The sequence below is a fragment of the Dyadobacter psychrophilus genome (genome assembly GCF_900167945.1).
Classification (GTDB): Bacteria; Bacteroidota; Bacteroidia; order Cytophagales; family Spirosomataceae; genus Dyadobacter; species Dyadobacter psychrophilus.
In genome coordinates this window covers 1,145,700-1,159,005 of the sequence record NZ_FUZA01000002.1, presented here as the reverse complement: position 1 = coordinate 1,159,005, position 13,306 = coordinate 1,145,700, and the positions used below count along the sequence as shown (strand labels likewise).

Here is a 13,306-nt window from a genome sequence, read left to right as displayed (position 1 = left end):
ATCGTGCCTTTATCTAAGTCAAAATGGGTTTCACAACTTTGCCGTGCACGTCGGTGAGGCGATAGCGGCGGCCCTGGTGTTTGAAGATCAGCTGCTCGTGGTCAAGGCCCAGCAAATGCATCACAGTTGCCTGAAAATCATGCACATGCACAGGGTCTTTAACCACATTATAACCGAATTCGTCGGTTTCTCCAAAAACAAAACCTTTTTTAACGCCCGCTCCTGCCATCCAGATCGTAAAGCTTCTCGGATGGTGGTCGCGGCCGTAATTGTCTTTGGTAAGCTTGCCCTGCGAATAGGCCCCGCGTCCGAATTCTCCTCCCCAAACCACCAGCGTTTCATCCAGTAACCCCCTTTGTTTCAAATCCTTAATCAATGCAGCAGAAGCCTGATCCACGCTTTTTGCCATGGTTTTAATGTCATTCGGCAAATTACCGTGCTGGTCCCAACCCTGGTGATAAAGCTGTACGAACTTTACGTCCTTTTCAATTAGCTTGCGCGCCAGCAGGCAGTTGGCGGCAAATGTTCCGGGCTTGCGCGATTCTTCGCCATAAAGGTCAAAAATGTAATCCGGCTCTTTGGAAATGTCCATCGTTTCGGGAACGGCGGTTTGCATGCGGTAAGCCATTTCGTATTGCGCCATCCGGTAATTCACCTCAGGGTCCAGGATTTTTTCAAACTGCGCTTGCTGCAATTTCACCAGCGAATTCAGCATTCTCCTGCGGCTTGTTTTGTCAATGCCCTCGGGATTATTGAGATAAAAAACCGGGTCCGGCCCGGAGCGAAAAACGACGCCCTGGTGCACAGATGGCAGAAAACCATTGCTCCATAACTTGGCATAAAGCGGCTGGTCCCCGGCGCGGCCTTTGGAAAGCAACACCACAAAGGAAGGCATGTTCTGGTTGTCGGAACCAAGCCCGTAACTGATCCACGATCCCCACGAAGGACGTCCGCCCTGCTGGCTTCCGGTTTGGAAGAATGTTACCGCAGGATCGTGGTTAATGGCTTCGGTATGCATGGAGCGGATGAAGGTCACATCATCCACAATGCTGGACGTGTAAGGCATCAACTCACTGATCATCATATCATTGGCTCCGTATTTGGCAAATTTATATTTGGATGCTGCCAGCGGAAAGCTGCTTTGTCCGGCCGTCATACCCGTCAGCCTTTGCCCTTTCCGCACCGATTCGGGCAGATCCTGGCCCCACATTTGTTCCAATTTGGGCTTATAGTCAAACAGTTCGAGCTGCGAAGGTGCGCCGCTTTGGAACAGATAAATAATCCGCTTCGCTTTGGGCGCAAAGTGTGGCTTACCCAATGGCAATGAAGCGCCTTCCGGCGTTCCGGAAGCAATCTTCTTCGCCATCGAATCATCCGCATTCAATAGGGAAGCCATGGCAGCCGCTCCCAATCCAAGGCTCGTTTTTGACAAGAAATTTCGTCGGCTTAACTGCTCGTGCACATGGTTTTCAAGTTCTCTGTAAAAGCTCATAACTGTTTCTTTATCGCTTGATCAAAAATTCGTCAAAGTTCATGACCGTACTGGCCACGATTGTTCCCGCAGCAACCTGCGCAGGATCCAGCATTTTGTCCACAGGATATTCCCCGGTAGATAGCACTTCCTTCACACGCTTCGGATTTTTGCTGAAATCCGAATATTCCTCTTCATAAAGTTCTTTCAAAATGGACATCTCCTTCTTGCTTGGCGGCCTGCTCGTGAGTGCCGTGAAAGCATAGGAAAGTTGTTCATCCAGCGTCTTGCCTTTTTTCAGCATTTGCTGCGCCAGCACGCGCGAGGCCTCTACAAACTGCGGATCATTCATGACAACCAATGCTTGGAGTGGCGTGCTCGTTTTCTGTCTTTTAGTAATACAAAAATGCCTTTCCGCTGCATCGAAATTCAGCATCATCGGCGGCGGCGAGCTGCGTTTCCAGACTGTATACAAGCTGCGCCTGTACAAACTATCGCCGTGCTGCTGCTTGTAAACGACTTCATTTCTGGTGGCTAATGCTTCCCAAAGGCCGTTTGGCTGATATGGATATGCGCTTTTGCCCCCTATTCTTGGCGTGAGCAAACTACTGGAAGCCAGTGCATTGTCCCTGATCTGCTCCGCGCTCATTCGGTAACTCGGGCCGCGGGCATACAGTCTGTTATCCGGATCACTCTCGCGCATTTCGGGATTTCCGTTGGACGACTGCCTGTAAGTGGCCGAGGTCACGATCAATTTCTGCATGGCCTTTACATTCCAATTCGATTGACGGAAAGTGGCCGCGAGATAATCAAGCAGTTGCGGATGCGTAGGCAGTTCACCCTGGTTACCGAAGTCATCGCTGGACACCACAAGACCTTTGCCAAAATACATCATCCAGAAACGGTTCACGGTTACGCGGGTAAAAAGCGGATGGTCTTCATGTAGCAGCCATTTGGCCAATCCCAGCCTGTTTTTAGGAAAACTCTTAGGTATTTTAAAGAAACTATCAGGCGTATCCGGGTTAACCGGCTTGCCCGGCGCATCGTAAGCGCCGCGATTGAGAATGAACGCTTTCCGCGGAAACTTGCGCTCCTTCATCACCATCACGTCAATTTCCTTATCCAAAATTTCCGTCTCCTCCCCGATCAGCTTCCTGCTTTCGGCCAGGTGTTTTGTGAATTCCGGATCAACATTATTGAAATAATATTCCTTTAAAGCCGCCAACTGAGCTGGCTTACGCGTCGCTGCGGGTGTTTTTATGGCTGTTATCAATTCATTTTTCAATGTATAAAGACCCATCATTTCCAAGGTTGTCAGTGACCTTGTGTAGATCTTGAATTCATCTACTTCAAAATTTTTGGTGCGCTGATCAGACAGGCGGCCGATATTGAGCTTGTCCACATACCAGTTTGTTTTGTTTTTTCCGTAAAGAATACTTTCGGTGAGGTTATCATTGTACACGACTACTTTGGCGGGCTGTCCATTGATATACAATTTCAAACCATTGGCCTTGCTCATACCGTCGTAAGAAAAGCCGATCTGCGTCCATTTGTTCATCGGGAATTTTTCGACCGTCTGTAATTCAATCGCATTTTCAGGCCATACGTGGCTCATCATCAGCCTTATACGCCCGTCTTTTTCCCTGAAAATATTCCAGCCACGATAACCATTCATGACGCCGTTGGACTTGTGAATAAGCGAGCCGCTGACAGCAGGATCATGCAGATTAAGCCATATACTGATGCTGAAAGGCTGATTGCGCTCGAAAAACGCAAATTTGTCGCCAAAACCCACCGAATTCTCGCCATACATATAGCGCGCTTTGCCAATTTTCCCGGGACGTGAGGACACATTAGAAAGGCTGTCATCGCCTTCGGATTTTGCCATGTGCTTCGGATCAGCGAGGTTTTGGAATTCTTTCCCTTTTGGCTCGTCAAATGTGAAATGGCCCACCAGATCTTTGGAAGCAGGAAGCAGTGCTTTTTCAGGGTTAGTTTCTGCGGTTACAAGCCAGTTTTGAAAATTTTGCTCCGCTATGGCAATACGTTTTTCTCTTTCCGTTTTCTCTTTGGAAAGATTGGCATGTATGAATTTCAGCTTGGCGTCCGCTTCGGGTGTTGGCAATGTTATGCTTGGGCTGGCTTCCCCATTGTAAGGGATCTGGCCGTTTTCATTGTTATTATTAAAAAATGAATACAGCGAATAGTAATCCTTATGGCTGATCGGGTCGTATTTGTGGTCGTGGCAGCGGGCACATTCTACGCTGATGCCCAGGAATGTTTTACCAAAAGTATCCACGCGGTCCATCACATAAGCCGTCCGGTATTCTTCAGGAATAATCCCGCCCTCCTGACTTTGCTGGTGCATACGATTGAAGCCTGTCGCAACCATCTGATCCCGAGTAGGTTTTGGCAACATGTCCCCTGCAAGCTGCCAGGTTACGAACTGGTCATAAGGTTGGTTTTGGTTAAAAGATTTGATCACCCAGTCGCGGAATGGCCACGCGGTGCGCATGCCATCGTCCTGGTAACCGTGTGTGTCCGCATAACGTGCCGCATCGAGCCAGGAAACGGCCATATGCTCGCCATAATGCGGTGAAGCCAGCAGTTTGTCAACCACATTTTCGTAAGCTTCCGGCGATTTGTCTGCGAGGAATGCTTTTACTTCTTCGGGTGTGGGCGGCAAGCCGGTAATGTCCAGGTAAGCCCTGCGCAGCAATGTTGTCTTTTCCGCTTCCGGTGCTGGTTTGACTCCTTTTTCTTCGAGCTTGCTGAGAATGAAACGGTCGATATCGTTCTTGACCCAACCTTCATTTTTAACTTTTGGAACCTTAGGTTTTTCTACGCGGGTGAATGCCCAGTGCGGTTTATACTCGGCACCTTCTTCCACCCATTTTACTAAAATCGCTTTTTCCCGCGCAGTCAGCGACAAATGTGATTCTGGTGTGGGCATTAATATTTCCGGATCAGTTGAAAGTATCCGGTGCACGAGTTCACTTTTATCCGAGTTACCTGGTTTGATCGCTTTCAGCCCGCTCTCAGTCTCCTTTTCGTAAGCAGCATTGGCAAGGTCCAGTCGCAGGCCGGCCTTCTGGTGATTGGCATCCGGACCGTGGCAAGCAAAGCAACGGTCTGAAAGAATCGGTTTGACGTCATAAGTATAATCAATAGGCTCCTTTAACGTCGACATTTCTGCGGCGACGTCATCCGGCAGATCCGCTTTGCCGGCGCACGAGGCCAGTAAAGCACCGCCAAGCGGCCATATGAAGCAATATTTTATGAATTTCTTTAACATTAATGGGTCATTTTAAATCTTAATTCACAGCAGAGAAGCTGCATTTGAAAGCGCTTCTCTGCTGTATATAACGTTAGTAACCAGGGTTTTGCTGTAAAGTAGCCTGACCATTTTTAGTACTGTAAACAATTGCCTGCTGCGGGATCGGATAATATTGGTGCTTTTCTTCGAATTTGGCTCCGCTAAGGTAGGTTCGCAGATTTTTTTCTTTGTCCAGATATTTGTTCAGCACATTCACCGCAATCCCCCACCTGACCAGGTCAAAGAACCGATGTCCTTCCATTGCAAACTCGAGGCGGTTTTCGAAACGAACGGCTTCGCGTGCCGTGGCAGCACTGGTCCAGGGATCATTATATACGCCTACAACATAATTAGCAGCGGGTTTGCCGGCATCTGTTTTCACAAATCCACCTGGATTTGCAGCCCTTTTCCTTATCAGGTTCACATATTCTCTCGCTTTTTCCAGATTCCCCAACTCTACTTCGCACTCTGCCAACCAGAGAATTACATGGTCGTAGCGCATTAACCGATAGTTATTTGTGCTTTGTCTTGGGTTTCCGGTCTTGCCGGATTCCGCTTTGCTTACAATTTGTTTTTTGGAAGAATAAGGACCTGCATAAGACTGGTCACGGATCCAGAAACGGCCCGGGTGCACGCCCCAGTCAATGTATGGAATGCCGCGACGGCCAACCGTCCAGTCCAGACGTGCATCGAGCCTGCCTGTGTAAGGCTCGAACGGAGCAGATGAAAGCAGGCCTTCGTCATTCTTCACATCTTCGTCATTGAATGTCTGGATCATGGGCAAGCCTTTCGCATCCGTTTTATAAGCATTCACCAAATTTTGCGAACCCTGATAAAATCCGCAGCAACCGCCGGGGCCATTGGGATACATATAAGTAAGCTCGTCGCCCTGGTTACCACCGGAGCCGTCAGCTGCCGTTACCGAATACTGGATTTCGAAAACAGATTCTGCGTTGTTACGCGTTTCAGCTGCGAAATTATCGTGAAAGTTATCCATCAACCGATATTTTCCACTGTTAACCACCTGAATCAATGCGGCTTTGGCTGCCGTCAAATGCGCCACATTAGGCTGTCCTTTTGGAAATCCCTGGTACATGTGACATTTACCCAGGTAAGCGAGCGCTGCCCATTTGGTAGGCCGGCCAGGCTGTGTTTGAGTTGCGGGCAGGTTATCGGCGGCAAACTGGAAATCAGCTTCAATTTTTGGCCAGGCATCTTCCGTATTTGGGATTTGCACACTTGCCGGATCGCTCGTATCCCAAAGCTGCTCATCAATGTAGGAGATATTGCCCCACATTTTTTTGGCTTCAAAATGATAATGTCCACGCAGAAACCGCGCCTCCGCCTGAATTTGCAATTTACGCACATCGTCCAGGCCAGTAACTTCCGGCAATGTTTTCAGTACATCGTTGGCGCGGGCAACTCCATCATATAATGTCCGCCATTTGCCGTAAATGTGCGTATTGGTGGTGAGCCACACGTAGCGTTCCATAAAAGTCTGCTCAGGCTGGTCGCCCGCGTCAGAACCTTTGTAAGCATCATCAGAAACTACGCTTCCAAAAATCCAGTTGGAAACTGCTCCATGCCAGGTTGTTACGCCGCTCGTGCCAATGCCGTCGAGCAATGCATAAGCGCCGGTTAATGCGCCTTCGATGCCGGATGCTGTTTTGATAATTTCAGGACTATACTGGCCCAACGGCTTCTTTTCGAGAAAACTGTCGCCGCAGGAAGATGCAATAAATAATGTAATGAGTATGAATATCTTTTTCATGTCGGTTCTATTTAAAATCCAAGACTAAGACCTACGATAATTGACTTCGGCGTGGGATAAACGCCTTCATCCACACCGATCTGCCGGTCGGAGCCGCTGTTGAAATTCCGCAGATTCACCTCAGGATCGAGCCCCGTATATTTGGTGAATGTGAACAGGTTTTGCGCCTGCACGTACACTTTCAAATGATCCGTCCCGATCTTGTTAAGAAGCGATTTGGGCAATGTGTATCCCAACTGAATGTTCTTAAAGCGCAGATAAGAGCCGTTTTCCACGAAATAAGTGGAAGGTTCACCGCTTTGCGCATCGTTGGCATCCAGGATCGGGAGCTTTGCGTCTGGGTTATCCGGCCGCCAGGATTCGTACAGCATCCTTTTCGTGCGGTTTCCCTGAAATACCTCAAAGTCAGTCCAGTAACGCACATGATTGAAAATATCATTGCCCTGCACACCTTGCGCAAAAATGGTCAGGTCGAAGCCTTTGTAGGCCACATTGGCATTGATCCCATAGGTAAAATCGGGGTGCGGGCTCCCGATGTAAGTCTGGTCGCTGGCATTAATGATACCGTCGTTGTTGATATCACGGTAATCGAACTTGCCAACTCCCTGGGTTCTTTTGCCGTTGATATAAATATTGGAATCATAATAACCCGGAAACTTTGCGTGAGCGGCAACCTGCTCTTCATTTTGCAGGATCCCGTCAATAATGTAACCGTAAAATGACGAAATCGGACGACCTGCGATGGAGCGCGTTACGGCTGGTGTGCGCAGAGAGAAACCAGGCAAAAAGTCGTTCGGGTTTTGCGGGTCAAGGGCGAGGATTTTGTTCCGGTAAGTGGAAAAGTTGACACCAATGCTGTAAGTCAGCTGCCCGTCCATCACGGCATCATTGTAATTCAAACCCAAGTCAACGCCCCTGTTCTGCAATGAGGCAATGTTTTGAGCGGGAATGGAAGCGTCCCCAAGGCGGGGATCATATGCTTTTGTATAAAGCAAATCCCTTGTCTGGCGATCGAAAACGTCCAGGCTCAGGTCAAATTTTCCTTTGAATAAATTGGCGTCCAAACCGACATTAACCGTTGTGGTTGTTTCCCATTTCGCATTGGGATTACCAAATCTGGCCAGGTCAAAACCTTGTACATAGCCGATAGGCGCACCTCCAATTCCGTAACCGCTGCTGTTTGGATTGCTCTGATAGGTAGAATATGCATTAAAATCCCCGATCTCCTGATTTCCCGTCTGGCCCCATCCCGCTCTCAGTTTAAGATCGGTAATGAAGCTTACATTGGATAAAAATGCTTCTTTGGACAAGCGCCAGCCTACGCTCGCTGCGGGAAATGTTGCATAGCGTGAGGCTGCCTGGAACCGCGAAGATGCATCTCGGCGAACCGTTCCCTGCAACAGATATTTGTCTTGGAACGCATAGTCGATCCGGCCGAAATAGGAAAATAAAGACCAGGAAGAAGATGCATAACCGCTGTTGGTGGATGTTGAAGGGTTACCTGCATCAATGTATCGCAAATCCTCGGCATTGGAAAAAAATCCCTGGCGGTAAGCATTCACAAAGTTTCCGTAAGAATCAATGGATTCCAGACCTGCGAAAACATTCAAATGATGATCGCCAAATGTTTTGTCGTAGGTCAAAGAGTTGGTCCAGGTCCAGGCGTAGCTGTAACTTCTGTTTTCACTCAAACTGTTCACATTTGTTCCGTGCGCCAGCTCAATTTCAACGGGTGTAAAATACGTTCCGGCAGACACCGTCGCATCGATCCCGAAGCTGGTTTTGGCAGTCAGATTTTTTAGAATGTCCACTTCGGCATAGGAGTTACCGAAGATCCGCAAGTCTTTGTAACCATTGTTTTTGTTTCTCACCAACTGTCCGACGGGGTTATTGGCGTTACCCAAATTACTTCCTAATGTTCCCGCAAAGTTTCCGCCAATGTCGTAAACCGGAATGATGGGCTGGGCGCGATATGTGTTCGACACCTGGCTTGTCTCGCTGTTATTACCATAATTTCCCTGGCGCTGGCCGTAAGCAACCTGCAAATTTTCGCCAATCCGTATCCGCTTCTTGATCGTAAACTCCGTGTTGGCCCGAACAGAATATCGTTTGTAACCATTATGGATCAGAATGCCCTGTTGGTTAAAATAGTTGGTTGAAAAAGCGTATCTGCTCTTTTCCGAACCGCCCGAAACACCCAGCTGATAATTCTGGATCGGCGCGGGATCGAAAACCTCATTCATCCAATCCGTTCCTTCCTTGTTGGCTTTGGTAATGGAGAATTTTGTTTTGCCAAAATTCGGATCGGTATAACGGTCGAAACTGTAATTGGCCGGGTTCACACGCGGATCGCTTGCCGAAGCGCCGTCCGGGATAATGTAGTCCGGAATCACTGGTTCGGCTCCGCGGCCGAATTGTGCGTGTTCCGGATTTCCCGTGGTTGGGTTTACGACATTTGCATTCTTTTTACTTTGCCAAAGATACTGGCCATACTCGGCCGTATTAAGCAAATCCATCGTTTTGGCGAGCCGCTGCACGCCGTAGTAAGCGTCAAATGTAAACTTCGGAACACCATTTTTTCCCCTTTTGGTTGTGATGATCACCACGCCGTTCGCAGCGCGCGAGCCGTAAATGGAAGCAGAGGAAGCATCCTTTAAAATCTGAATGGATTCGATGTCATTCTGGTTGATCGTGTTCAGGCTTCCTTTGGTAGGCACGCCGTCGATTACATATAAAGGATCATTGTTTCCCAATGTGCCATAGCCACGCACGCGAACAGCTACGCCGCCGCCTGGCGTGTTGTCTGTTCCCACGGTAACTCCCGCAGCGCGTCCCTGTAATTGTTGCGCGAGGTTGGTCGCCGGAACAGACAGCAGCTTATCGGCATCGATCACACTTACAGAACCGGTAATATCCCTTCTGGACTGCGTGGTGTAACCTGTTACAACCACTTCGCTGAGCGCCTTAATGTCGGCTTCCAGTGTTACGTTTACAGCCGACCGGTTAGCCACCTGGATTTCCTGAGATACGTAACCGACGAAGCTGAAAACCAAAACGGACCTCTCGTCGGGAACAACCAGCGTGTAGGAGCCGTCACCACCTGTGATCGCCCCCTGCTGCGTACCTTTTACAACCACACTCACGCCTGGAAGAGGCTCTTTGCTATCACTCGCCAGCACCTGGCCTTTGATCGTGATGTCAACCGGGTGCAGGTAGGGAAGCGGGATCAGCATGCCCTGTTCTTTGGTTGCGTCGGGCCTGTCTTCCTGCTTTTTATTCAGTATAATGTATTCACCTGAAACCGAGAACCGGATCTGTAAGGGCACCAGCAGCTCTTTCAACACCATGCTTAATGTCTGGTTGTTCGCATTAAGGGTCACTTTCTGATTTCTGATCAGGGACGGAACGTACGAGAATTTCACTTTTGCAGACTTCTCAATGCTGGCCAAAACACTCTTCAATTCCTGCTGATTGGCCTGGATACTGACCTCCCGGTTCAGCAGTTCCTGCGCCAGTCCGTCGTTCGCAAACGAGAGGCCGGTAAAAATCAGCGACACAAGAAATGGGATGCATGTAACTTTAATCACAGTTACCAGAAATTTTAATGGTATACTATTTTTCTTCATAACATTACATTGGTTTTTGGGTTAGGAATAGCAATTTTTTAATCACAGCCTTCGCTCGAAACGATCACTTGCCCGTCGCTCACGCGATAGCTCGCCCCGATGGTCTGGCTGATAATGTCAAGCTTCGTAAAAAAAGGCTCATTGCTCAGCTCAACATGCAGCGAACATTTCTCCATGACCGTGCTGTCGTACACAATGGGAATGCCGTAGACCTTTTCGAGCGTGGCAAATACTTTATGAATGGGCTGATCCATAAATACAAATCCGGATTGGGTTTCGGGCTTGATGAGTTCAAGCGGCATGCTGGATATGGATTTGGAAAGCAGGTTATCTTTGGTTGAAAAAATCGCCTGCTGGTTCGGCGTCAGCAGCAGTTCGGTGTTCCGGTTGTTCTGATTATCAATGTCCTTCATGGCCAGGACTGAAACCCTTCCGCTCCGGACAAGCACTTCCACGTTTGATTCTGTGGTTTTCACCAGAAAGCTGGTTCCGACAACGCGCGTAACAAGTCCGTGTGCATAAACAAAAAACGGGTTGAGCGCATCTTTTTCTACGTCAAAAAACGCTTCACCGGATAAATAAACCTCTCTCTTTTTGTCATGGATGAATGCCTCCGCATAACTGATCCGGCTTGCGGGAGAAAGTGCCACTACGCTGCCGTCGGGCAGGTTGACAGACATTTTCTGACTGGTTTTGTTAACGATCTCCTTCATAGGGACCGGCACTTGTGACACATATTGCTGGTAATCAGGCGCCGGTTTTTCCTGCTGCATCTTATGCGAAATTCCCCATCCTACGCCCATTATCAGCAGCGCAGAAGCGGCCACCGATATCCAGGTCCGCGTGAATTTGTGTGAAAATGGCTTGATAACCTGTCTTTCGGTGCTGGTCAGGATCCGGTTCACCTGTTTTTCCAGGTCATCTTCGGAAAGTTCGGAATGGGTTTGGTTCCAGGTCAGCAACAGCTCGCGCGCCTGTTGCATAATGATCTTTTTGTCCGGATACTGTCCTTCGATTTCCGTCCAGAAATCACCGGCCTTTCGATCGTTGTGAATTACCCAAAGTCTGAAATTTTCGTCCAGGAGGAAATCTTCCAGATTGTATTTGTCATAATATATCATAATAAAGCACCATAATTGTGGCGCTTACAATGAGATAGTCAGGAAGTCAAAGAAAAATCATGGAAAAAATTGAAATATTTTTAAAAAATAATCTCGAATAAAAGTAACAAATTGAAAATCAGATTGATATAAAAAACAAAAGAATGGCATGCAGAAGCGTTTCCCACTTTTCACGGAAGAGTTTGAGGGTGATGTGCAGCAAATTGGCAACAGCCGGACGCGTTATCCCGAGCACCGTTGCGATCTGATCATTTGTGAGGTTTTCGTAAAATTTGAGATAAATAATCTCCTGCTGCCGGGGTGTCAAGGTATGCAGCACATAACCGATCTGCTTCTTCGTTTCAGCCGTATGCTCGGACGAAATGATCCGGGATTCGATGTCTTCCTCATTCAAAAAAAGCGCGTCATCGTCACCGAGTGAAATGAATACATTCGTGCGTTGCTTTTCCTTAAAAATGCGGTTGCGCAGGCTTTTCAGCAAATAAGGTTTTATCTGATCCGTAGTTCCCAGAAATTCCCGCCTGTCCCAAAGAGTGGTAAAAACGTCGTGTATGCAGTCTGTGAGCGCTTCATGATCCGCCAGCAGCTTTTTTCCATAGTCAAATAATGTGCGGTAATGTGCCCTGATCATGGATTCAAAAACAGCGCGGTCGCCATTTTTAAATTTTTGCCAGAGAAGCGCATCATTTTCCATTGGTCAGCAAGAAACGAAGGCAACAATACCTAATTTCTTTATTAAGTATAATCCAACCTTTTATTACTGCAAATGCAGGTGAGACAACTGGTTTTATGATGTAAAATAAAGTAGCATCAAATACCACTTAATAAGAAGACAACATTGGAATAGTCCGTTTGCAGCTTGTTTTAGTAATATTGCTGCGTGTTATTTTACTCACAATTCTCAAACCTGATGCTTATGAAGACTATTCGTCTACTTGGACTTTCCTTTTTCCTTTTCGCTTCTGCGCTCAGCTGTACGGACCACGCAGCCGATCCCGTTGAATTCAGTTCCGCAGAATTTTCCAAAGGCGACCTGATTGCCCCGATTGCCATTACCAAAGGCGACAATAACAGACTTTGGGTGACTGAACAGGGCACCGCGGCGGACTCTATTGACAAATATGACGGAAGGGTTTCTATGCTTGGGCCGGATGGCACGGTATATCCCGCCATTACCGGGTTCTTGTCACGGACCAGCCCCGAAAAAATGCCTAGCGGCTTAACGCACCTTTTGTATAAAGATGGAATGCTTTACATTCTGCACGGCGTTGAAGGCAGGCTTTACAAAGCAAATGTTTCGTCATGGAACCCAGGCGATGCACCATTGAAGGCGGCTGATCTTCCTTTTGAAGACTTAGGCTCTTATGTAAAAAGCCAGCTTCCTGATTCTACTGCCGAGTCAAACTTATACAACCTGACCTGGGGACCTGGCGGTGACCTTTTCATCACAGACGCTGCTGGTAACATGATCATTCGCAGAAAAAACGATGGATCTATAAGCAAATTTGCTACTTTCGAAGATTTTGACAATCCTAAAAAACCGGTGGGCGGACCAACTGTGGACTTCGTTCCGACGGGCATTGCTTGGGACGGCAACAAGTTCTTTGTTACTTCTTTAACGGGCTTTCCGTTTAATAATGGTCTGGCTGAAATAAAAACCGTGGATCAATCCGGCTCAGTGTCTGATTACAAAAAGGGCTTTACAACATTGGTGGATGTGGTGCTGACTGATAGCAATAAACCGCTTGTCCTGCATTTCGCTGACTTTTCAGCTGGTTTCGAATTCGTACCTGGAACAGGAACTGTTTCCAATGAAGACGGAGGCGTAGCACTAGCCGGCTTGATCATGCCGACCGACATTGAGAAAGTTTACACCAACACTTACTACGTGGTTTCGCTTGGAACCAGCAAGGTGTATAAGCTCACTTACTAACATTCGCCGGTAAGCTAGCTCATCAAAAAAACGCCTTCCCTTGCTCGGAAGGCGTTTTTTTGCTTTCC

The 13,306-nt window shown here is 47.9% G+C and carries 7 protein-coding genes; 1 reads left to right on the top strand and 6 read right to left on the bottom strand.

Going from position 1 to position 13,306, the window contains the following annotated elements; all coding sequences use genetic code 11:
- Window positions 1-13: 13 nt before the first annotated feature.
- The 6 genes from B5X68_RS11720 to B5X68_RS11695 all read right to left on the bottom strand — a co-directional run bounded on the left by B5X68_RS11720 (window position 14) and on the right by B5X68_RS11695 (window position 11,999).
- A complete protein-coding gene (locus B5X68_RS11720) occupies window positions 14-1,492 on the bottom strand; it encodes a DUF1501 domain-containing protein (RefSeq protein WP_082214858.1) in 1,479 nt (492 codons plus the stop codon).
- Between the two features lie 10 nt (window positions 1,493-1,502).
- Window positions 1,503-4,766 (bottom strand): DUF1553 domain-containing protein, encoded by a 3,264-nt coding sequence (locus B5X68_RS11715; RefSeq protein WP_082214856.1) that lies wholly within the window; start codon window positions 4,764-4,766, stop codon window positions 1,503-1,505.
- A gap of 73 nt (window positions 4,767-4,839) precedes the next feature.
- Entirely contained in the window at window positions 4,840-6,558 is a 1,719-nt protein-coding gene (locus tag B5X68_RS11710; protein ID WP_082214854.1) for a RagB/SusD family nutrient uptake outer membrane protein, read from the bottom strand.
- 11 nt (window positions 6,559-6,569) lie between these two features.
- The gene (locus B5X68_RS11705; RefSeq protein WP_082214853.1) at window positions 6,570-10,184 is read right to left on the bottom strand and encodes a SusC/RagA family TonB-linked outer membrane protein; all 3,615 of its coding nucleotides are present in this window, start codon (window positions 10,182-10,184) and stop codon (window positions 6,570-6,572) included.
- A 38-nt stretch (window positions 10,185-10,222) separates the two neighbouring features.
- Window positions 10,223-11,305, bottom strand: coding sequence for a FecR family protein (locus tag B5X68_RS11700; protein ID WP_082214852.1), 1,083 nt, complete (start codon window positions 11,303-11,305; stop codon window positions 10,223-10,225).
- Between the two features lie 118 nt (window positions 11,306-11,423).
- On the bottom strand, window positions 11,424-11,999 hold the full coding sequence (locus B5X68_RS11695; RefSeq protein WP_082214851.1) for an RNA polymerase sigma factor: 576 nt from the start codon (window positions 11,997-11,999) through the stop codon (window positions 11,424-11,426).
- Between the two features lie 222 nt (window positions 12,000-12,221).
- Between B5X68_RS11695 and B5X68_RS11690 the strand changes: the two genes are divergently transcribed.
- Window positions 12,222-13,238 carry a ScyD/ScyE family protein gene (locus B5X68_RS11690; protein WP_082214850.1) on the top strand — a complete coding sequence of 339 codons (1,017 nt, stop codon included), beginning with the start codon at window positions 12,222-12,224 and terminating at the stop codon, window positions 13,236-13,238.
- Window positions 13,239-13,306: the final 68 nt, after the last annotated feature.